The organism is Janthinobacterium sp. GW822-FHT07H11, assembly GCF_058798615.1.
This window is the reverse complement of record NZ_CM179507.1, coordinates 4659005-4679117: the sequence shown is the minus strand read 5'-3', so window position 1 is coordinate 4679117 and position 20113 is coordinate 4659005. Positions and strand designations below refer to the sequence as shown.

At 63.0% G+C, this 20113-nt stretch carries 20 protein-coding genes; 11 read left to right on the top strand and 9 right to left on the bottom strand.

The window, feature by feature from the left end; genetic code table 11:
• Positions 1-57 precede the first annotated feature (57 nt).
• From AC3RCJ_RS20580 to AC3RCJ_RS20560, 5 genes are all read left to right on the top strand, one after another.
• A complete protein-coding gene (locus AC3RCJ_RS20580) occupies positions 58-2901 on the top strand; it encodes a M16 family metallopeptidase (protein ID WP_492960518.1) in 2844 nt (947 codons plus the stop codon).
• A gap of 106 nt (positions 2902-3007) precedes the next feature.
• Positions 3008-3205: a hypothetical protein gene (locus AC3RCJ_RS20575; protein WP_492960516.1), complete on the top strand. Its 198-nt coding sequence runs from the start codon at positions 3008-3010 to the stop codon at positions 3203-3205.
• Between the two features lie 143 nt (positions 3206-3348).
• Positions 3349-4908 carry a methyl-accepting chemotaxis protein gene (locus tag AC3RCJ_RS20570; protein ID WP_492960514.1) on the top strand — a complete coding sequence of 520 codons (1560 nt, stop codon included), beginning with the start codon at positions 3349-3351 and terminating at the stop codon, positions 4906-4908.
• 115 nt (positions 4909-5023) lie between these two features.
• Positions 5024-5893, top strand: a complete 870-nt coding sequence (locus AC3RCJ_RS20565) for a ThiF family adenylyltransferase (protein WP_492960512.1) — start codon at positions 5024-5026, stop codon at positions 5891-5893.
• The gene (locus AC3RCJ_RS20560) at positions 5894-7012 is read left to right on the top strand and encodes a nitroreductase family protein (RefSeq protein WP_492960510.1); all 1119 of its coding nucleotides are present in this window, start codon (positions 5894-5896) and stop codon (positions 7010-7012) included. It abuts the gene before it with no gap.
• On the opposite strand, the gene AC3RCJ_RS20555 is transcribed toward AC3RCJ_RS20560, so the two are convergent.
• The 3 genes from AC3RCJ_RS20555 to AC3RCJ_RS20545 all read right to left on the bottom strand — a co-directional run bounded on the left by AC3RCJ_RS20555 (position 6969) and on the right by AC3RCJ_RS20545 (position 10532).
• The gene (locus AC3RCJ_RS20555) at positions 6969-8027 is read right to left on the bottom strand and encodes an EDSAP-1 family PEP-CTERM protein (RefSeq protein WP_492960508.1); all 1059 of its coding nucleotides are present in this window, start codon (positions 8025-8027) and stop codon (positions 6969-6971) included. The genes AC3RCJ_RS20560 and AC3RCJ_RS20555 overlap by 44 nt on opposite strands.
• Positions 8028-8162: 135 nt before the next feature.
• On the bottom strand, positions 8163-9140 hold the full coding sequence (locus tag AC3RCJ_RS20550) for an EDSAP-1 family PEP-CTERM protein (protein ID WP_492960506.1): 978 nt from the start codon (positions 9138-9140) through the stop codon (positions 8163-8165).
• Between the two features lie 186 nt (positions 9141-9326).
• Positions 9327-10532 (bottom strand): nucleotide disphospho-sugar-binding domain-containing protein, encoded by a 1206-nt coding sequence (locus AC3RCJ_RS20545; RefSeq protein ID WP_492960504.1) that lies wholly within the window; start codon positions 10530-10532, stop codon positions 9327-9329.
• Positions 10533-10730: 198 nt separating this feature from the next.
• Between AC3RCJ_RS20545 and AC3RCJ_RS20540 the strand changes: the two genes are divergently transcribed.
• From AC3RCJ_RS20540 to AC3RCJ_RS20525, 4 genes are all read left to right on the top strand, one after another.
• Positions 10731-10904, top strand: coding sequence for a hypothetical protein (locus tag AC3RCJ_RS20540; protein WP_492960502.1), 174 nt, complete (start codon positions 10731-10733; stop codon positions 10902-10904).
• 211 nt (positions 10905-11115) lie between these two features.
• Entirely contained in the window at positions 11116-11253 is a 138-nt protein-coding gene (locus AC3RCJ_RS20535) for a hypothetical protein (RefSeq protein ID WP_492960500.1), read from the top strand.
• A 129-nt stretch (positions 11254-11382) separates the two neighbouring features.
• The gene (locus AC3RCJ_RS20530) at positions 11383-11751 is read left to right on the top strand and encodes a hypothetical protein (RefSeq protein ID WP_086140353.1); all 369 of its coding nucleotides are present in this window, start codon (positions 11383-11385) and stop codon (positions 11749-11751) included.
• Positions 11752-11835: 84 nt separating this feature from the next.
• Positions 11836-12294: an acyl-CoA thioesterase gene (locus tag AC3RCJ_RS20525; protein WP_492960498.1), complete on the top strand. Its 459-nt coding sequence runs from the start codon at positions 11836-11838 to the stop codon at positions 12292-12294.
• Between the two features lie 72 nt (positions 12295-12366).
• On the opposite strand, the gene AC3RCJ_RS20520 is transcribed toward AC3RCJ_RS20525, so the two are convergent.
• From AC3RCJ_RS20520 to AC3RCJ_RS20495, 6 genes are all read right to left on the bottom strand, one after another.
• A protein-coding gene (locus AC3RCJ_RS20520) for an IS3 family transposase (RefSeq protein ID WP_492965081.1) occupies positions 12367-13736 on the bottom strand; the annotation gives its coding sequence in 2 pieces (ribosomal slippage) (positions 12367-13262 and positions 13262-13736; 1371 coding nt in all).
• Positions 13737-13837: 101 nt separating this feature from the next.
• The gene (locus tag AC3RCJ_RS20515; protein WP_492964331.1) at positions 13838-15244 is read right to left on the bottom strand and encodes a DEAD/DEAH box helicase; all 1407 of its coding nucleotides are present in this window, start codon (positions 15242-15244) and stop codon (positions 13838-13840) included.
• 381 nt (positions 15245-15625) lie between these two features.
• A complete protein-coding gene (locus AC3RCJ_RS20510) occupies positions 15626-16147 on the bottom strand; it encodes a helix-turn-helix transcriptional regulator (protein WP_492964330.1) in 522 nt (173 codons plus the stop codon).
• Between the two features lie 5 nt (positions 16148-16152).
• Complete coding sequence (locus tag AC3RCJ_RS20505) at positions 16153-16431, bottom strand: hypothetical protein (protein WP_492964329.1); 279 nt, start codon at positions 16429-16431, stop codon at positions 16153-16155.
• Between the two features lie 72 nt (positions 16432-16503).
• Entirely contained in the window at positions 16504-17292 is a 789-nt protein-coding gene (fabI, locus tag AC3RCJ_RS20500) for an enoyl-ACP reductase FabI (protein WP_492964328.1), read from the bottom strand.
• Positions 17293-17530: 238 nt separating this feature from the next.
• A complete protein-coding gene (locus AC3RCJ_RS20495) occupies positions 17531-18943 on the bottom strand; it encodes a transglycosylase SLT domain-containing protein (protein WP_492964327.1) in 1413 nt (470 codons plus the stop codon).
• A 339-nt stretch (positions 18944-19282) separates the two neighbouring features.
• Between AC3RCJ_RS20495 and AC3RCJ_RS20490 the strand changes: the two genes are divergently transcribed.
• Both AC3RCJ_RS20490 and AC3RCJ_RS20485 read left to right on the top strand, forming a co-directional pair.
• The gene (locus AC3RCJ_RS20490; RefSeq protein ID WP_492964326.1) at positions 19283-19855 is read left to right on the top strand and encodes a DUF1415 domain-containing protein; all 573 of its coding nucleotides are present in this window, start codon (positions 19283-19285) and stop codon (positions 19853-19855) included.
• Entirely contained in the window at positions 19855-20046 is a 192-nt protein-coding gene (locus AC3RCJ_RS20485) for a DUF1289 domain-containing protein (RefSeq protein ID WP_492964325.1), read from the top strand. Before AC3RCJ_RS20490 ends, AC3RCJ_RS20485 begins: the two co-directional genes overlap by 1 nt.
• The last annotated feature ends 67 nt before the right edge of the window (positions 20047-20113 follow it).

Sequence of the window (20113 nt, the reverse complement as noted above, 5' to 3'; positions counted from 1 at the left end):
GGCGGAAACAAGATTTCAGTGTAAGGTATGCCTACTGAATCTTACCGTTGAGAATACATGAAGCTGAGTACATTACGCCGGATGTCGGGCGCCGTCTTGCTGGCGTGCGCCTGCATGGCCCAGGCGGAAATCCGTTTGAGCGATCCCCTGCCGCTGGCACCAGAAGTTACCGTCGGAAAACTGCCAAACGGCCTGACCTACTACATCAAGAAAAATGCCCGCCCCGCGCAGAAAGTGGAATTGCGCCTGGTGGTCAAAGCCGGCTCCATCCTGGAAGATGACGACCAGCAAGGCCTGGCGCATTTCACGGAGCACATGGCCTTCAACGGCTCCACGCATTTCAAGCGCAATCAGCTGATTTCCTATTTGCAATCGATCGGCGTGAAGTTCGGCGCCGACCTGAATGCCTACACGAGCTTTGATGAAACCGTCTACGTGCTGCCGATCCCGACGAACAGGAAGGACAACCTGGAAAAGGGTTTTCTCGTGCTGGAAGACTGGGCGCATGGCTTGAAATTCAATCCGGCCGACATCGACAGCGAGCGCGGCATCGTGCTGGAAGAGGCGCGCCTGGGCAAGGGCGCCAGCGACCGTATGAACAAGGTGCTGTATCCGAAGCTGCTGAACGGTTCGCGCTACGCGCAGCGCATGCCGATCGGCAAGGAATCCGTGCTGAAAACGTTCAAGCCCGAGGCCATCAAGCGTTTCTACAAGGACTGGTACCGCCCCGACCTGATGGCCGTGATGGTGGTGGGCGACGTCGAGCCGAAACAGGCCGAAGCGATGATACGCCGGCATTTCGGCAAGCTGAAAAATCCCGCCCAGCCGCGCCCGCGCCTGTATGCGGACGTGCCGCAGCGCGCGCAGACGGAAGCGCTGGTGATCACGGACAAGGAAGCCGTCGACGACAGCGTCTTCATCCGCTACCCGATCCGCGCCGCGCAGGAACCCGTCACCATCGCCGGCTACCGCCGCCAGATGATCGAAAACCTGTCTGGCCAGATGCTCAGCGCGCGCATGCAGGAGTTGTCGCAGCAGGCCAATCCCCCCTTTATCCAGGGCGGCAGCAGCGTCGGCAAGCTGGTGCGCGGCTATGAATCGTTCAGCGCGTATGCCTTGCTGGGCAAGGGCGGCGTGCAGCCGGCCATCGATGCGCTGGTGCAGGAAGACGAGCGGGCGCGCCGCTTCGGTTTCAGCCAGGATGAACTGGACCGCGCGCGCAAGAACATGTTGCGCAATTATGCGCGCGCCTACAGCGAACGCGACAAATCCGATTCGGCCGGTTTCGTGGCCGAGTATTCACGCAACTTCCTGGAGCAGGAAGCCATTCCCGGCATCGCCAACGAGCTGATGTACGCGCAGGAATTCCTGCCGCAGGTAACCTTGCAGGAAATCAACGAGGCGGTGGCCACGGCGATCCCCGACCGGCAAAAGAAGCTGGTGGTCTTCATGGGCGCCGAGCCGAAGCCGGGCGATGCGGCCTCGACCGTGCCGACGCAGCAGCAATTGCTCGACGCCGTGGCGCAGGCGGAGCAGCAGAAGGTCGAGCCGCGCACGGAAAAAGTGCTCGCCAGCAAGCTGATGGACGGCCCGCCGGCGGGCGGCAGCATCGTCGCTGAAAAGCTGAACAGCGCCATCGGCGTGACGGAGCTGACCTTGGGCAATGGCGTGCGCGTGCTGCTGAAACCGACGGATTTCAAGAACGACCAAGTGCTGATGGGCTCGACGCGCTTCGGCGGCCAGTCGCTGTTTGGCGACGCCGACATCTATAACGCCCGCTACGCCAGCGCCATCGTCGGCAGCATGGGCTTGAAGGACCTGGGACCGCTGGACCTGCAGAAAGTGTTGGCGGGCAAGACCGTCAACGTGGGCGCCTCGCTGGGCGAACTGAGCGAGGGATTTGGCGGCTCGTCCAGCAGCGCCGACGTGGAAGCCATGCTGCAGCTGGTGACCCTGTATTTCCATGACGTGCGCAAGGATGCGGGCTTGTACCAGTCCTTCATCGGCAAGCAGCAGGACCTGGCGAAAAACAGCATGGCGCAGCCGGAAGCCGTGTTCTACGACGCCATCCAGCGCACGATGTTCGGCGACAGCCCGCGCGTCGATGGCGTGCCCCGTGCCGAGGATTTTGGCAAGGTGGGCATGGAGCGCGCGCTCGATATCTTCCGCCAGCGCTTTTCCAGCGCGCGCGACATGACATTCATCTTCACCGGCAGTTTCAAGCTGGAACAGATCAAGCCCCTGATCGCCAGCTACCTGGGCACCTTGCCCGTGGCCGAGGTGCCGCATGCCTACCGCGACCTGGGCTTGCGCCCCGTCACCGGGGTGGTGAAGAAGGAAATCTTCATGGGCAGTGAGCCGAAGAGCAATATCTCGATCACCTTCAATGGCGATGTCGCGTATTCGGACGAGCAGAAGCTGACCTTGCAGGCCCTGGGCGAGGTACTGAACCTGAAGGTCATCGAAGTGCTGCGCGAAAAGATGAGCATGATCTATGGCGGCGGTTTCGAGACCTCGATGGGCCGGCATCCGTATGGCCATTATTCGGTGGCGCTGAACTTGCCGACCGGACCGGAAAACGTGGACAAGGTGATCGCGGCCGCGTTTGTTGAAATCAACAAGATGAAGGCGGAGGGACCGTCGGTGGCGGACCTGGAAAAGGTCAAGCTGAACTGGATCACGCGCCAGCAGAAAGCCTTGCGGGAAAACAATTACTGGATGAGCCAGCTGATGGGCTCGGTAACCCAGGGCCGCGATCCCGCGCACATCCTGCGTTTCGAGCAGCGCGTGCGCGCCATCACGCCGCAAGCGGTGAAGCTGGCGGCGCAGCGCTACCTCGACATGGGCAATTATGTGCAGGTAGTGTTGTATCCGGAACGTAAGAATGTGGCTGCAAAGTAATATTTCTTAATGACGTGCATGCCTCGGCAGGGCGGCGAAGCTGTTAAACTGTCGTTCAGGTAGGTGAGGCAGCACTTTAATAACGCAAATGCGCAAGGAAAGCACGATGGCCAAGAAAGAAGAACTCGATCCGGAAACCCTGGAATTGATACACTGGTGTATCGAGGTGGAAGGCTTCCTCGTCGCTGGCGGCGCCACGGTGGCGCAGGCGCAGGAACATATCGAAGAACAGGTCGAATGGTTTACCGACCAGTTCTACGATGGCTTGACGCCGGAAGAGGCGGCCAAGGAAGCGCTGGCGTGAGCGTCCAGTAAGCAGCGGGTAAGCACAAAGCGGGCGGTGCCTGCCGGGCACAGCCCGGTAGCGCCGCCCGCTTTGCTTTTCCGAAAACATTTCCATAGGGAAATTGTTTATAATTCCACGCTTTATTTTCCACCCAGGCTCCCATGACTCTCCGTTCGCGCATTCTCCTCCTGTGTTTCAGCACCTTGCTCGGCATCGTCCTGATCGCTTCGTTTTCCCTGTATTCCTTGCGCCAGACCATGATGGCCGAGCGGGTCGAGCAATTGACGGTGCTGGTGGAACTGGCCAATGCCTCGGTGGAAAAGGCGTATGCGCTGGAACAGTCGGGCAAGCTGACGCGCGAACAGGCGCAGCAGCAGGCCAGGCTGGCCGTCGGCAGCTTCGTCAAGGATGAGATGTATTACTTCGTGCGCGATTTCAGCACGGACTTGCTGTACGTGCATCCGAATCCCGCGCGCATCGGCACGCCGCAAAAGAACATGAAGCAGTCGGGCGACCGCTACCGTGCTGCCCTGGCCAGCAGCCGCATCGGCCTGGTGCAGGCGGACGGCACGCGTCCCGGCGTGAAGGACCCGGTGGCGAAGATGTATGCCGTGGTGAAATTTGCGCCATGGGACTGGCTGATCGGCACGGGCACGTATATCGACGACATCAATCACAAGTTCTGGGCCCAGGCCGGCGTGCTGCTGGCCATCGGCGCCGCGCTGATGGCGGTGGTGGGCGGCCTGGCCGCGCTGATGCTGCGCCGCATCCTGGGCCAGCTCGGCGGCGAGCCCGACTACGCTGCCGCCATCGTGGCGCAAATCGCCCAGGGCGACCTGACGACGCACATCGACACGCGCCCCGGCGACACGTCCAGCCTGTTGATGGCGATCAAGGCCATGCGCGACAACCTGGCGCACCTGGTGAGCCAGGTGCGCAACGATGCCGACGCCATTTCCACGGCCTCGGGCGAGATCGCCTCGGGCAACCACGACCTGTCGGCCCGTACGGAACAGCAGGCCGGTTCCCTGGAAGAAACCGCTTCCACCATGGAAGAGATGACCTCCACCGTGCGCCAGAATGCGGACAATGCGCGCCAGGCCAAGCAGCTGGCCATTTCCGCCTCGCAAGTGGCGACCCAGGCGGGCGGCGTGGTGGGCCAGGTGGTCGAGACCATGGGCGCCATCAATGCCTCGTCCAAGAAGATCGGCGACATCATCGCCGTCATCGACGGCATCGCCTTCCAGACCAACATTTTGGCCTTGAACGCGGCCGTGGAAGCGGCGCGCGCGGGCGAGCAGGGCCGGGGCTTCGCCGTCGTCGCCAGCGAGGTGCGCAACCTGGCGCAGCGCTCGGCCAGTGCCGCCAGGGAGATCAAGCAATTGATCGACAGTTCCGCCGAGCAAGTGGGCGCAGGCGAAAAACTCGTGGCGCTGGCCGGCGAGACGATGGAAAAGGTCGTATCCAGCGTGCAGCACGTGACCGATATCGTGGCCGAGATTTCCTCGGCCAGCGCCGAGCAGAGCGCCGGCATCGAGCAGATCAACCAGGCCATCGTCGAGATGGACAACATGACGCAGCAAAACTCGGCCCTGGTCGAGCAGGCATCGGCGGCGGCGCAAGCGATGAACGAGCAGGCGGCCGGCCTGGCGCAGGTCGTCAGCGTGTTCAAGGTGGGCGCCACGACCACGGCAGCCGCGCGGACACGGCTGCCGGGCTAGCCTGGCGCCCAGATAGATAGATGCAGCACAGCTTCCTTCATCGTTGGAGGAACTTTTCACCTGGCTGACTGTCCAACTTTCCTTGGTCCCGTGGGGACGTTGACACGAGGTGAGCATGACGGACGGTTTTTCCTATCACGCGGCGTTCGCCCGCAACCTGGGCTGGGTCACGCAGGCGGAGCAGGAGAGCTTGCGCGGCAAGCGCGTGGCCATTGCCGGCATGGGCGGCGTGGGCGGCGTACACTTGCTGACGCTGGCGCGGCTGGGCATCGGCGCCTTTCACATCGCCGATTTCGACACCTTCGACATCGCCAATTTCAACCGCCAGGCGGGCGCCATGATGTCCACCCTGGGCCAGCCCAAGGTGGCCGTATTGGCGCAGATGGCGACGGACATCAATCCCGAACTGGAGATTAAACAATTTCCTGACGGCATACACGACAGCAACCTGGCCGAGTTTTTTGCCGGCGTCGACCTGTACGTGGACGGCCTCGATTTCTTCGCCTTTCCCGCGCGCCAGGCCACCTTCGCCACGTGCGCGCGCCTGGGCATCCCCGCCATCACGGCCGCGCCGCTGGGCATGGGCACGGCCGTGCTCAGCTTCCTGCCCGGCCAGATGACGTTCGAAGAGTATTTTGGCTGGGGCGACTTGCCCGAGGAAGAGAAGGCGCTGCGTTTTCTCGTCGGCCTGGCGCCGGCCGGCCTGCACGGCGCCTACCTGGTCGACCCGTCCGCCATCAACCTGAAGGAGCGGCGCGGGCCGTCGACCATCATGGGCTGCCAGCTGTGCGCGGGGGCGGCGGCCACGGAGGCGCTGAAGATCTTGTTGAAAAGGGGCAAGGTCATGGCGGCGCCGCGCGGCATGCATTTCGATGCCTATCGTAACAAGCTCGTGCATACCTGGCGGCCGGGCGGCAACCGCCATCCGCTGCAACGGCTGGCAATGGCCATCATCAAGCGGCGCCGCGCGGCGCAGGGAGGTTAAATGGCGGACAGCAAGCAGACCGGCGCGCGCATCGAGCCCGCGCTGGAAGCGATCCTGGAACAGGCGCGCTGGGCGCCCAGTGGCGACAATACGCAGCCGTGGCGCTTCGAGATCGCCGGCCCGCGCGAGGTCGTCGTGCATGGCTTCGATACGCGCGCGCACTGCGTGTATGACCTGGACGGCCATCCCAGCCAGCTGTCGCTCGGTGCCTTGCTTGAAAGCATGGCGCTGGCGGCCAGCAGCTATGGCTTGCGCATGGAAGCGCGGCGGCGCGGCGGCATGCCCGACACCCTGCCCACGTTCGACGTGCGCCTGGTCGACGTGCCAGACTTGCCGCCCGATCCGCTGGCGGCCTTCCTGCCCCGGCGCAGCGTGCAGCGGCGCCGCCTCAGCACGCGCCGCCTGCGCGCCAGCGAAAAAGCCGCGCTGGCCGCCAGCCTGCCGCCGGGCTACGGCGTGCGCTGGTTCGACGGCTGGCGCGCGCGCTGGGCATGCGCCAGCCTGATGTTCGACAATGCCAGACTGCGCCTGACCATGCCCGAGGCGCACAAGGTGCACCGCGACGTGATCGAATGGGGCGCGCGCTTCAGCGAAGACCGCATCCCGGACCAGGCGCTGGGGGTGGACCCCATGACTGCCAGGCTGATGCGCTGGGTCATGCAAAGCTGGCGCCGCGTGGATTTCTTCAATACCTGGCTGGCGGGTACCGTGGCGCCGCGGCTGCAGATGGACTTGCTGCCGGGTATCTGTTGTGGCGCGCATTTCGCGCTGCTGGCCGAGACGCCGCCCCGTCATGTCGACGATTACGTGGCCGCCGGGCGCGCCATGCAGCGCTTCTGGCTGACGGCCACGCAACTGGGCCTGCAATTGCAGCCGGAACTGACGCCGCTGATCTTCGCCCGCTATGTGCGCGAGCGGCGCGCGTTTTCGCGCACCGATGGCATGCAGGAACAGGCGCAGGAGCTGGCGGGGCAATACCATGCGCTGCTCGGTTCGCCCGACGCCGAGCGGGCCGTTTTCCTGGGCCGCATCGGCGCCGGGCCGGCCGCGCAGGCGCGCTCCTTGCGCCGGCCGCTCAGGGATCTGATCGTGGGGCCGGCTGCGGACGGGCAGGCGTGAGAGCGCCGCCGCTGCGCCATGCCTGCCGGCGCCGCCGCTGCCCCAGCCCGGCCAGCATGGCCAGGCCCGCCGCCAGCAGGGGCAGCGTGCCTGGTGCCGGCATGGGTGTGTCGGATGGCACGTAGGCCAGTTCGGCGCTATTGACCATGTTCAAGACCAAGGTGTAGTTGCCTTCCAGCAGGTTATTGGTGACGGCGCTGAACTGGCCGCCGCAATCCGTGCCCGTGCCCGTGCCGGCGGGGGCGCCGCAGCCGGCCGGGTCGTAGGTGAACAGGCTGCCGCTGGTGAGCGGGCTTTGCGCGTAGCCGGTATTGAGGTTGGCGCTGTCGGCCAGTTCGGTGCCGCCCAGGATGCCCGAGCCGAGGCTGCCGTCGGGCGCCCAGTTGAAGACGAGCTGGCCGTGTTCATCGATGAGGCTGATGGTCAGCGCCATGTTGGCGGAGGCCGACGAGCCGACGCCGGCCAGTGCGTCCAGGTATAGCTGCATGTAGGGAAAGGCCTGGAAATTGAATGCCAGAGTGGCGCCAGGCTCGCCAACCACGACATGGATGGCCATGGCGGTGGTCGAGCCATTGCGTCCCGACGCGTCGGCGCTGCCCGCGCCCGCCAGGAAGGTTTCCGCCACATTCACCGTGTGCGTGCTGGTCGAGCCGGGCGGGAAGGGGGGAATCTGCGAGCTGAGGATTTGCGCGTCGCCGCGCGCGTACGAGGCGGGGCCCATGCCCTGGCGCGAAAAATCGTTCTGGCCCTTGCGCACGTCGCCGCGCGTCGCCTGTGGCGCATCGATCTCGTTGCTGCCGCCCCGTATCACGTTGCTGCCATTGAGGCTGGCGGTGGTGCGTGACAAGTCGATATTGTTGACCAGGCTAATGGAGCCGCTGGGATTGCTGATGGTGAGGCCAAAGACATTGATGTAGGAATAGCCGTAGGCGGCTGCCTGGGCGCTATCGGCGCCGCCCAGCAGGAACAGGGCCAGCACGGCGGCCGCAAGGCGGGTACGGAAAAAAATCATCATGGACATCCTCGTGGGCTGGTGACGGCTGTGCCGGGCGGCGCATGCCGGCACGCGCTGTAAGGAAAGCCGACAGTGCCGCCGCATAAAAAAGGCGAGGAGACTTCCCTCGCCTGTGAGTGCCCCCTGTTGCATGGTTCAGGCTGCGACCTTCCGGCGGCTGGCGTAGCCCAGGCCGGCCAGGCCCAGGCCCAGCAGTGCCAGGGTGCCCGGTTCCGGTGCCTGCTTGACCAGGTCCACGCTTTCCACCATGTTCAGGGTCAGCGTGTAGTTGCCGGTTGCCAGCGCACCCGTCACGGCGCTGAAGTTGCCGCCGCAAGCCGTACCCGTGCCCGTGCCCGTGGGCGTGCCGCAACCGGTCGGGTCATACGTAAACAGGTTGCCGCGCGTCAGGAAGTTGGTCGCCAGGCCGGTGTTCAGGTTGGCCGCATCGGCCGACTCCGTGCCGCCGAAGATGCCGGAGCCGATCACGCCGTCGGGGGTCCAGTTGAAGACGGTGGCGCCCGTCGAGTCCGTGATGGTGAAGGTGACCACCAGGTTGGCCGTCGCGGTGGACAACTGGCCCACGTTGCTTTGCAGGAAGACCTGCATGAAGGGCGATGACAGGAAGTCGAAGCTCAGGGTGGCCGTTGGCGAGCCGACCACGAAGTTCACCGAGAAGCCCGTGGTCGAGCCGTTGCGGCCGGATGCATCGGCCGTGCCGGCGGGGCCGTCCAGGTGGGCTTCGGCCACGTTGACCGCTTGCGTGGAAGTGGAGCCGGGCGGGAACGAAGGGAACTGCGTGCTGACGATCTGCGCGTCGCCGCGCGAATAGTTGCCGGAAGGGCCTTGTTGCGTAAAGTCGTTTTCCCCCTTGGTCACGGCACCGACGGCGGCGCGCGGCGAATCGAGCAGGCCGGGACCGCCGTTGATGACGCTCACGCCATTGAGCGTGGCCGTGGCGCGCGAGATGGTGGTGCTGTTCAAGGCCGTGATGGAACCGGTGGTGGCGGCGATCTGCAGGCCAAAGATATTGTTGTAGGAATAGCCATAGGCGCCCGCCTGTGCGCTACCGGCGGCGCACAGCATGGCCAGTGCCGCCGCAGCCGGAATCAATTTCAGTTGAGACAGTTTCATTTTGCTTACCTCGCGTCATGTGGTTGGATGGAAGTCTTGCCTGAGCCCTGTCGGCAGGTGCTCATGGCCTGTCATAAGCGACTTCCATGCCAAGGCAATCGCTGCCTTGCAAATCAAGGACTTGCAGTGGATTTGTTGACTTGTCGCCGGTGTTTTCAGCGGCGCTGTAAGAAAAGCCGACGCCGTTCAGGGCTGGCTGTTGCGTGGCGGCGCCAGCAGTGCCTGCATGCTGGCCAGCAGGCGTTCGGCCGGGACATGGGCGTGGAAGGCCGAGGCCAGCTGCCGCGCCGCCAGCCGGGCCTGGCCATCGTCCAGCAAGCGCGTGGCGGCATGGCGCACGGTCGTTTCCTGGAAGCGGTCGGCGCGCAGCAGGACGCCGGCGCCGCTGGCGGCGATGCCGTGCATGTTGAGGAACTGGTCGAGGTTGCCTGCGATGCCGATCACGGGCACGCCCGCCGTCAGCGCCTGCTGGCTGGTGGGGCTGCCGCCGTTGCAGATCACCAGGCTGGCGCGCCGGGCGGCGGCGTCGCCGGGCAGGAAGGGGGCGACAAAGGCGTTCGGCGGCACGGCGTCGACGCGGATGGTGCCGGCCGTGGCCGCCAGCACGGTGACGGGCAGCGGCGCCAGCGCGCGCAGCACGCGCGGCAGCAACTCGCCCTGGCCGGAACTGCCCAGGGTGACATAGATGATGGGCCGTCCGCTGCTGAGCTCGGGCCGTTGCCACCAGGGCGGCAGTTCCAGCGGCGGCGCCCAGATGACGGCGCCCAGGTAGGCGTGGCTGTCCGGCATGGCGTGCGGCGGGAACAGTGGCGGGATATCCGCATACAGGGTGCGGTCGGCATCCGTGTAGGTGCGGCGCAGGTCGCTGCCCAGGGACGGCAGGCCATGGCGGCGGCGCACGCGGTTCAGGGGCACGGCGTGCGAGGCGAAGGCCAGCGGGCGTATCAGGCGGAACAGGGGGTTGGCCAGCCAGATGGGCAGCGCGCGCGTCAGCGGCAGGCTGGGCACCGTGTAGTGCTGGCGCACGTAGGGGCTCCAGTAGGCGTTGCTGATGGTAATGTAGGGAATGCGCTGCAGGCGCGCGCTGACCGAGAGCGAAAGCCGGAAGTCGCCGATCACGAGGTCCGGCTGGACGGCCTGCAACAGCTGCAGGTCGTCTTGCACATAGTTGAGCAGGGTGCGCTCCGTGTAGACGGGCTTGCCGTTCGCCAGTGCCTGCAGGAATTGCCGCGATCCGATGCTGTCGATGCGCCAGCGCCGGAACGCCGTCTGCTGGAAGCAGAAGTCGTAGCCGTCGGCGCAGGCAAAGTGAACCTCGTATTTATCCTCCGGCAGCGCTTGTGCCAGGCTCAGCGGCCGACCGACATGGGCCAGGGTGACAGCTTCGGCCATAAAAAGGATTTTCTGGCGTGCCATTGCGGGAGCTGGAGATAAAGGTGGTGGCAAGGTGGTGGTGAAGGTGGTGGCGCATGCGCCAGTCAGGTTGGATCATCGCCGCGCCGATTGGTTCCCCCGCGTGCGACGTGGCTGGCCGCTTGCGGGCGCCGTGTTTTTTTGCCGTGGGCTAGAGTAGGGGGAAAGGAGATCACCATGCACCCATTGCCCACGCATTCGCCGCTGCGCGCCCACAGCACGCCGGAACCCGACATTCCGCCGCCGCCGGAAGGCGATCCGCTCACGCCGCCACCGGAAAAATTGCCGGACATCGATCCGGTACCGGTCGAGGAACCGACGCCGCCATCACCGCCCGTCAAGATGGCTTGACGCGCGCGCCAGGGCCTGGCCGCGCTGTTTATTTCTGGTCGGAAATGACACGCGCAGGCGGCGCAGGCGCTGCGCCATTTAAACAACAGAATGGCGGATAAATGTTTCCAGTTGGATATAAAAACGCGCTCTTACTGCTGTGTGTCATGCGGCCGTCACGATTCTGTTCTTATAATGAGACATCATAAAAATTCTTGTACAGGAGACCATCATGGGCAATTCCTTGCATAACAAAATTTATCTGGGACGGCGGCCCGTGCTGACCAGCAAAAGCCTGGCGGCGCTGGCGCTCGCTGGCGCCGTGGCCGGTTGCGGCCTGGCGTGGCTGCTGTTGCGTACCTTCAAATAAACGCGCTCCTTGCCGCATTTCAGTCGGCCATCCGCCTGGCGGGCGGCCACTGAATTGCGTTGCCTGTTGCCGATGCGCAGCGGGGCGCGTACCATGGGGGCCGAACACCTGGCCTTTTATGGAAAAGTAATGAAGAACGAGAAATTAACGACCGATGAATATGACGCGCTGGAGCAAGTTGCACGCGGCATCAAGACCGAGCGCCCCAGCGCCTGCGTTGCCCGCAATGCCAAGCGCCTGTCCGGCCTGAAGCTGCTCAGCTATGCCCGCGATGGCCGCCTGTCCATCACCGAGAAGGCACAGCAACTGCTGTTTCTGCGCCGCTGCATCATGGGCTTGCGCGCCGTGGCCGCCGATCCATTGACCAAGCTGGACACGGACGTGGCCTATTTCCTGGGCAAGAAGGCCCACATCGTGGCACGCGCCGAAGGCGAGGGCCACGACATTTCCGACAAGGGCCGCGAATCGCTGGCCGACATCGATACCCTGGGACTGTAACAGCCTGTCCCTGCAACCGGCCCCTGGGGCCGGTTTTCACATCCCCTTATTCTTTTCCCTTGGAGAACACTTTTGGACAGCGCGATGAACTGGTCGGCCCACGAACTGACGATGACGGTCCTGATGACGCCCGATATGGCCAACTTTTCCGGTAACGTGCATGGCGGCACCATCCTGAAATACCTCGACAGCGTCGCCTACGCCTGCGCCAGCCGCTATTCGGGCAGCTATGTGGTGACCCTGTCGGTGGACCAGGTGATGTTCCTGCAGCCTATCCACGTGGGCGAACTGGTGACCTTCCTGGCCTCGATCAATTACACGGGCACGACGTCGATGGAAGTGGGCATCCGCGTGGTGACGGAAAACATCCAGCAGCGCCTGGTGCGCCACGCCAACAGCTGCTATTTCACCATGGTGGCCGTGGACGCCAGCCGCAAGCCGGTGGCCGTGCCGCCGCTGGTGCTGGAGACGCCGGAGCAGCGCGCGCGCTTCGAGCAGGCCAAGCTGCGCAAGCTGTCGCGCCAGAACGTGACGAAGAAGTAAACGCCGTCGGCAATAAAAAACGGCCGCCAGAGCGATTGAACTGACCCCAAATAGTTGGACGGTTTAGTTTGCTTACCAGGTGGCCAAGGGCTGGGTTCTGTATTGCACAGGACTCAGCCCTTTTAACTTGAGTTTGATACGCTCGTGATTATAGTAGTGGATGTACTGTTTGATGCCGCGCTGTAGTTCGTCGACGCTGCTGAACTTGTTCAGGTAGAAGAACTCTGTCTTGAGCACGGCAAAGAAGCTTTCCATGGCCGCGTTGTCGAGGCAGTTTCCCCGGCGGGACATGCTTTGCGCGACGCCCTTATCCCGCAGCATTTTCTGGTAAGCCGGCATCCGATATTGCCACCCCTGGTCAGAGTGCAGCATGGGCTTGTCTTTCGCCGTCAGTTTGGCCAGCGCCTTCTCGAGCATCGAGCTCACCAGTTTGAACACGGGCCGCCTGGCCGTTTCAAACGCCACGATTTCGCCGTTGTACAGGTCCATCACCGGCGACAGATACAGCTTCTCGCCGGCGACGTTGAACTCCGTCACGTCCGTCACCCACTTCTGATGGGCTGCCTGCGCCTGAAACTGGCGCTGTAAGACATTCGCCGCCGCCTGCTCCACCTCGCCTTGATACGAGCGATACTTCTTGGGACGCACCAGCGACCTTAATCCGAGCTGCACCATCTGCCGTTGGACAGTCTTATGATTGACTTGCCGGCCCAGTTGCCGAATCGCAAGCGTCACGCGTCGATATCCATAACGCCCTTGATGAAGGGCAAAAATGGATCGAATTTGTTGCTTGAGTGCCTGATGCTTGTCGGCTACCTGCGCAACCTTCTGCTGATAGTAAAAGGTGCTGCGCGGCAGCCCCGCGAGCTTGAGCAGGTCCGCCAGCGGAAATTGTTGCCTTAGCTCACCAACTACTTGCGCTTTTTGCGCGCTGTCGTTCGCTGTTCTTGCTGCTGAACCAAGGCTTTTAACTTTTTTAGATAGGCATTCTCCATGCGCAAGAAATTCACCTCGGCGAGCAGTTCTTCGCGGCTACGGGTTGCATCGTCGATATGCGGTTGAGGCTGGGGCGGTTGAGAAGTCGGCATTTTTTTGGGTTTGCCGCGCTGTCGCGGCATCAGGGCGTCGATACCACCATTATGATAGCAGCGCTCCCAGACAGGCAGGCAAGAGGGACTGCGGATATTGAATACCGCCGCGGTCTGACGATAGGAGAGCCGGTTGGCCCACATGTGCTCCAACACCTGTAATCTGCGCTCAACCGGATAGTGGGTGAACTTCTTCTCCAGGCCAGCCTGTCCATGAGCAGCATACAAATTGCGCCAATGTTTGATCATCGAAGGGTGCAGGCCATGCTCGGTGGCGATGGCCTTGATGCCGGCCTCACCCTGCAGGCAGTGCTGGAGCACATCCAGTTTGAACTGCGTACTGTACTTCGCCATAGAAAAACCCCGAAAGTTGGTGTCCAACTTTCGGGGTTCAGTTCACGATCTGGTGGCCGTTTTTTTATTGCCTGCCGCCTGCCGGCGGCATGGCGCCGTGCTTAACGGTCGCCGTAGCTGCGGCGTGCGCCGTCGGTGCTGCGCGGGTTGGAACCCTTGTAGCCGCCGCCGGTGCTCGGTGCGCCGTCCTTGCGTGGCGCGCCCGGCTTGCTGAACGTGCGTTGGCCCGGCTTCGCGCCGCCACGGTTGTCGCCTGGCTTCCAGCCGCCTGGACGGGCGGTCGAGCGTGGCGCCGATGCCGTTTTCTTCGGCTCGAAGCCTTCGATGACATTGACCGGGATCAATTGCTTGGTGAAGCGTTCGATGCGCTTGACGTTCATGCCTTCAGCGTGGTTCACCAGCGAGATGGCCAGGCCATTGCGGCCAGCGCGGCCGGTACGGCCGATGCGGTGGACGTAGTCTTCCGGGAACTTCGGCAGGTCGTAGTTGAACACGTGGGTGATCGTCGGCACGTCGATGCCGCGGGCGGCAACGTCGGTGGCGACCAGTACCTTGACCTGGCCGCGGCGCATGCCGTCCAGGGTGCGGTTGCGCGCGCCCTGGTGCATGTCGCCGTGCAAGGCGGCAGCCGAGAAGCCGGCGATGTTCAGGCGGTCGGCGATGGTGTCGGCGTCACGCTTGGTGGCCGTAAACACAACAGCCTGGTCCAGCGTTTCATCGCGCAGCAGGTGGTCCAGCAGGCGATTCTTGTGCGACAGGTCGTCGACGAAGTGCACGCGCTGGGTGATGTTTTCATGCTTGTTGCTCGAGCTTGCCACCTGGATGACCAGCGGGTTTTTCGTGATGCGACGGGCCATGTTGCCGACCACGCCGTCCAAGGTTGCCGAGAACAGCATGGTCTGACGGCCTTCCGGCGTCGCTTCGACGATTTTTTCGATGTCGTCGATGAAACCCATGTCCAGCATGCGGTCGGCTTCGTCCAGCACCAGGATTTCCAGTTGCGAGAAATCGATCTTGCCCGAGTCCATGTGGTCGATCAGACGGCCAGGCGTGGCGACCAGGATCTCTGGATTCTTGGCCAGCAATTGCATCTGTTTAGGGTAAGGCATGCCGCCCAGAATCGACACAGCCTTGATGCGGCGGATGCCGGTGCTGTACTTGTCGGTGTTGGTGGTCACTTGCAGGGCCAGTTCGCGCGTTGGCGTCAGCACCAGCATCTTTGGCTGGGCAGCCTTGAAGCGTGGACGCTCGCCGCGGGCGCGCGATGCCTGCATTTCCTGGTTCGGCGTCTTGCCGGCGGCGCTTTGTTCGGCGCTGGCCAGTTTGTGCAGCGATGGCAGCATGAATGCTGCGGTCTTGCCCGAACCGGTCTGCGACGAGACCAGCAGGTCACGGCCTTCGATCGCGGCTGGAATCGCTTGCGACTGTACCGCGGTTGGCGCGGTGTAGCCCGATTCGGTCAGAGCGGCGATGATGGACGGATGCAGGCCTAAGGATTCAAATGTCATTCTTTTTCTTTCGTAAAAATCAGCGTTCTTGCAAAAAGCAGAACGCAAAATAGCAACGCCAACCAAAACGAAATGACTCAACTAGAAAGAAATTTCGGCACAAAAGCTTTGCGCCGGGACGGTGTCAGGTGCGACACACAAGGCGGGAGGGCTTTATAAGCGGCATCCTGTGGATGCGCTAAGGCTTGCGAAGCTGCTAAGTTTGTAGTGCATGACTGCGGTGTTGCGATCGCTTCAAGGAAACATATTGCAGCGCACAACGACACTATACCGTATTTGCCGCCGTTTTGCACGGTCTAAATGGGAAGAAACACACCGCCTACCACGTTTTGCAGATGTTTCCTATGTGAAATCAGTAGGAATACGTAGTTTTTCGCCCGTTTAGCTGAGCATGGCCACGATGTCGGCGGGCGGCGGCGGCGCCTGTCGCGTTTCCCTGGCCAGATTGATTTGCCGGGTTACCTGCGCCAGTTCGACCAGGCCGCGTTCCAGCCGATACGTGCCCTTGGCATGCAGCCACGCCAGCACGTCGGCCAGGTGCCAGATGGTGGCGCTGCCTTCGTGCACGGGCACGGGGAAGCTGTGGCGGTATTTGCTCATCAGCTTGTGCAGGTTTTGCCGGGACAGGCCCAGGACCTGCGCCACGTCCGTCAGCCCCACGAAGTCGGGGGCGGCCTCGACCAGCACGGCCTCGGGCACGACGGCTTTCACGTCGGCCAGGGCGCTCAGCAGCGCTGCGCTGGCACTGCCCGCTTCGCGCGTGAATTCCAGCGCCAGGCGGCCGGGCTGGCCGATGCCGAGCAGGGCGTCGTCGCAGCCGCCGTTGCCCAGGCGCTGGGCCAGCGCGTCGAGGTCGGTTTCGTGGTCGGGCAGGCGGTACTTGAGCGTAAAGATGTAATCCATAATTGCTACCCCTTGGATTTGCGTTGCATGCAGTCGTGCATCAGTTTATTGAAAGCGCAATTGTCGACCACCCGCAAGATCGCCCGCGCGTGGTTGCCGGGATTCTTAGGCGTGCTCCAGATGCAGGCGATGCAAAACTCGCCGCAGCGGCAGCCGCCGTCGTTGTAGGGACAATACATTTTGCCCCAGGCATGGCTGCCACCCACTTCCACTCTCCAGCCCTGGCTCTCCGCGTGGCGCAGCGCCGCTTCGATTTCTTTCTTCGGGTGCGAGGAGCGCGCCATGCGATGTCTCCAATGTAGGTCGATATTGGTCGGTTGTCAAGTGACAACCGCAAAATATCGGCCATCACCGCCTTACTCTACTTCGGGATTGACGGCCATCACTTGCGAAAAACCGCCATCGACGTAAGTAATCTCACCCGTGATGCCCGACGCGAGGTCGGACAGCAGGAAGGCGGCCGTGTTGCCGACCTCTTCGATGGTGACGTTGCGGCGCAGCGGGGCGTGCTCGGCCACGAAGCCCAGCAACTTGCTGAAATCCTTGATGCCGGAGGCGGCCAGGGTCTTGATGGGGCCGGCGGAGATGCCGTTGGCGCGGATGCCGCGCGGGCCCAGCGATTCGGCCAGGTAGCGCACGGACGCTTCCAGCGAGGCCTTGGCCAGGCCCATGGTGTTGTAGTAGGGCACGGCGCGCACGGCGCCCAGGTAGGTCAGGGTCAGGACCGACGCGCCCGGATGCAGCAGGGGCAGGGCGGCCTTGGCCATGGCGGGAAAGCTGTAGGCGGAAATATCGTGCGCGATGCGAAAGCTCTCGCGCGACAGGCCGTCGAGGAAGTCGCCGGCGATCGCCTCGCGCGGGGCGAAGCCGATCGCATGCACGAGGCCATCGAGGTGTTCCCAGTGCTGCGCCAGGTCGCGGAAGACGGCGCTGATCTGTTCATCGCTGGACACGTCGCAGTCGAACACCAGTTCGCTGCCGAACTCGGCCGCAAACTCGGTGATGCGCTCCTTGAAGCGCTCGCCCACGTAGGTAAACGCCAGCGTGGCGCCTTCGCGGTGGCAGGCCTTGGCGATGCCATAGGCGATCGAGCGGTTCGACAGCAAGCCCGTGATGAGGATTTTTTTGCCTTGCAAGAAAGCCATGACGACTCCTGTCTGGGTGGGTGGGGCGGATGTGCCACCGGCCGCGACAGCAAAGCTGTGGCGGCCGGTGGAAGTCCGATGCTGGGTAAGGCGCCAGGCCTGACAACATCTGACAGAAGCGTAGCGAGCGGAAGTAAGGCTCGGCGCCCCCGTTGGCCTGCGATGCTCACCGTACTTTTAGTGCGGTGAGCATCGCAGGCTGCACATTACGACGCGCAGTAGCTTATGCCAGGTGTCCTCAATGACGCGCTTTTGCGCGACTGTTGCCGCCGCCGCGCTGGATGCGCGGTTTCACCAGCGAGATCGGCGCCGTTTGCACCTTGCCACCCTTGGCGACGCGGCGCACGGCCTTGGCGGCCCGTTCCGGACGGTCCGCTTCCAGCAGCATGGTGGCGTTATCGGCGATTTCCTGCGTGATGTCCTTGTTCATCGTGGCCGAGGTTTTCGGCACGAGGATGGTGGAGCCGGCGCGCAGGCGCGTGTGCTGGGGAATATTGTTTGCCTGGCGCAGCACGTCGGCCGTGGTGCCGAATTTCGACGCCAGCGTTTCGATGCGTTCGCGCGCGGTGCTGATCTTGTGCGTGGTCCAGCTCGACAAGGCATGGCCCCATTGCGCCAGGTTGGTGGTGAACTTGGCCGCGTTTTCCTGTGGCAACAAAATCTTCGTTTTTTCGCCGCCGATGATGACGGGGCGGTTAAATTGCGGATTCAAGGCCTTGAACTCATCCATCGACAGTTCGGCCAGCTGGGCGGCGACGGTGATGTCGATGTCGCTGGTCTTGTCGATGGCCGTGAAATACGGCTGGTTGTCGACCACGGGCAAGGTCAAGCCATATTGGCCCGGATTGGCGATGATGTTCTTCACCGCCTGCAGCTTGGGCACGTAGTTGCGCGTCTCGGCCGGCATCAGGTCGGCCAGGCTTTCGAAGTCGGTGGGCTTGCCCAGCGCCTGGTTTTTCTTGATGGCGCGCTGCACCGAGCCTTCGCCCCAGTTATAGGCGGCCAGGGCCAGTTGCCAGTCGCCAAACATGTCGTACAGGCGCTGCAGGTACGTCAATGCCGCGTCGGTCGAGGCCAGCACGCCGCGGCGCTCGTCCTTGAACATGTTTTGCTTGAGGTTGAAGTCGCGCCCCGTGGCGGGCACGAATTGCCACATGCCGGCCGCATTGGCGCTGGAGAACGCCTGCGGGTTGAAGGCGGACTCGATGAACGGCAGCAAGGCCAGTTCCGTCGGCATGCCGCGCTTTTCCAGTTCCTGCACCACGTGGAAGATGTAGCGCGAGGCGCGCGCCGTGGTGCGGGCGATGTAGTCGGGGCGGGTGGCGTACCAGTTGACGTGGTTGGACACCAGCTGGTTGTTGATGTCGGGAATCGCATAGCCGCTGCGGATGCGGCCCCAGACGTCGGCTTCGCGCAGCGGATCGGAACTGTCGCTGAGGTTTTTCAGCAGGCGGTCGGTCTTTTGCAGGCGGTTGTCGAGGGTGGGGAGTTTTGCCGTGACCTGTGGCGTCATCGGGATCAGAGCGGGCGTGGTGGCGGCGACTGGCGCGTTATCGCTCTCAACACCGGCTTCGTACGCCTGGCTGAGGGCGGGCGCAAGCGCCAGGGCCAACGCCGCCAGGACGGTAGATTTAAAGGAGTTTTCGTGCATAGTGTTCCATTGTTGTCGTCGGAGAAACATCGGACAGACCCATGATCAAGCAGCGAGTGTACGTATATCCACATGCCGGAGTCAAGAATTATGTCAGCATGATGACAGGAAATAAGCGGCAATAAGTCAGAAACAGCTGAGTTTCCATTCGCTAACGGTAGCATTATTGCAAATTTAATTTGCCCGATGCGTGTTTCGGCCGCTGTTATAGCATACATGGCCCCGTGTCTGGCGCAAGGCTGGCGCGCGCCGGGTATGAGACTGCGCAAAGAGTGCGTACAATTTGGCTTTGGGCCGGCCATTTGCGCGCCGCTCATGTTACCGATAGAGAGCATCCACATGAATACCCCGCCGCGTCACGACGACGACCATGCCGTCATCATCGCCCATACCGTCGCCTGGCTGGAAAAGGCCGTGATCGGCCTGAACCTGTGCCCGTTCGCCAAGGCCGTGCACGTCAAGAAGCAGATCCGCTACGTGGTCTGCGATTCCGGCAATCCCGAAGATCTGCTGGCGCTGCTGATGGACGAGCTGCAAATCCTGGCCGACACGGACCCCGAGCAGATCGACACGACCCTGCTGATCCACCCGTACGCCTTGAACGATTTCCTCGACTACAACGAATTTCTCGATGTGGCCGACGCGGCCGTGGAAGACATGCACCTGGCCGGCGAACTGCAGGTGGCCAGTTTCCACCCGCACTACCAGTTCGCCGAGACGTTCGAGGACGACATCAGCAACTACACCAACCGCTCGCCGTATCCGACCCTGCACCTGTTGCGCGAAGACAGCATCGAGCGCGCCGTCGAGGCGTTCCCGGAAGCGTCGGAGATTTTCGACAAAAATATTGCTACTTTGGAAAAACTGGGCATCGAGGGCTGGGAGCAGCTCGGCTTGCCGAAGGTGTCCTGATGGCGGACGATTTGCCCGTGCGTCCGGACACGCCCTGCGTGGCCGTGTGCTCGACGACCTTCGATGAAATCTGCCGCGGCTGCGGTCGCAGCGTCGTGGAAGTGGCCCATTGGGTGTCGATGACGGAGGAAGAGAAGGAAGTGGTGTGGGTGCGCATCCTGGCGCAGGGGTATCCGCGCCGGAATACCTGATTTGCCTCAACGGCAAAGGCTGGGGTCAGACCCCCTCACATGTCAGCGATGACTTTGGTGGGAGCGG

Bases quoted from the DNA above. Each gene is read 5' to 3' on its own strand.
- AC3RCJ_RS20575 (WP_492960516.1), top strand. From the start codon at position 3,008: ATGGCCAAGAAAGAAGAACTCGATCCGGAAACCCTGGAATTGATACAC.
- AC3RCJ_RS20505 (WP_492964329.1), bottom strand. From the start codon at position 16,431: ATGGCGCGCTCCTCGCACCCGAAGAAAGAAATCGAAGCGGCGCTGCGC.
- AC3RCJ_RS20580 (WP_492960518.1), top strand. From the start codon at position 58: ATGAAGCTGAGTACATTACGCCGGATGTCGGGCGCCGTCTTGCTGGCG.
- AC3RCJ_RS20555 (WP_492960508.1), bottom strand. From the start codon at position 8,027: ATGATGATTTTTTTCCGTACCCGCCTTGCGGCCGCCGTGCTGGCCCTG.
- AC3RCJ_RS20510 (WP_492964330.1), bottom strand. From the start codon at position 16,147: ATGGATTACATCTTTACGCTCAAGTACCGCCTGCCCGACCACGAAACC.
- AC3RCJ_RS20495 (WP_492964327.1), bottom strand. From the start codon at position 18,943: ATGCACGAAAACTCCTTTAAATCTACCGTCCTGGCGGCGTTGGCCCTG.
- AC3RCJ_RS20485 (WP_492964325.1), top strand. From the start codon at position 19,855: ATGGCGGACGATTTGCCCGTGCGTCCGGACACGCCCTGCGTGGCCGTG.
- AC3RCJ_RS20535 (WP_492960500.1), top strand. From the start codon at position 11,116: ATGGGCAATTCCTTGCATAACAAAATTTATCTGGGACGGCGGCCCGTG.
- AC3RCJ_RS20530 (WP_086140353.1), top strand. From the start codon at position 11,383: ATGAAGAACGAGAAATTAACGACCGATGAATATGACGCGCTGGAGCAA.
- AC3RCJ_RS20540 (WP_492960502.1), top strand. From the start codon at position 10,731: ATGCACCCATTGCCCACGCATTCGCCGCTGCGCGCCCACAGCACGCCG.
- AC3RCJ_RS20515 (WP_492964331.1), bottom strand. From the start codon at position 15,244: ATGACATTTGAATCCTTAGGCCTGCATCCGTCCATCATCGCCGCTCTG.
- AC3RCJ_RS20560 (WP_492960510.1), top strand. From the start codon at position 5,894: ATGGCGGACAGCAAGCAGACCGGCGCGCGCATCGAGCCCGCGCTGGAA.
- AC3RCJ_RS20525 (WP_492960498.1), top strand. From the start codon at position 11,836: ATGAACTGGTCGGCCCACGAACTGACGATGACGGTCCTGATGACGCCC.
- AC3RCJ_RS20550 (WP_492960506.1), bottom strand. From the start codon at position 9,140: ATGAAACTGTCTCAACTGAAATTGATTCCGGCTGCGGCGGCACTGGCC.
- fabI (WP_492964328.1), bottom strand. From the start codon at position 17,292: ATGGCTTTCTTGCAAGGCAAAAAAATCCTCATCACGGGCTTGCTGTCG.
- AC3RCJ_RS20570 (WP_492960514.1), top strand. From the start codon at position 3,349: ATGACTCTCCGTTCGCGCATTCTCCTCCTGTGTTTCAGCACCTTGCTC.
- AC3RCJ_RS20565 (WP_492960512.1), top strand. From the start codon at position 5,024: ATGACGGACGGTTTTTCCTATCACGCGGCGTTCGCCCGCAACCTGGGC.
- AC3RCJ_RS20490 (WP_492964326.1), top strand. From the start codon at position 19,283: ATGAATACCCCGCCGCGTCACGACGACGACCATGCCGTCATCATCGCC.
- AC3RCJ_RS20545 (WP_492960504.1), bottom strand. From the start codon at position 10,532: ATGGCCGAAGCTGTCACCCTGGCCCATGTCGGTCGGCCGCTGAGCCTG.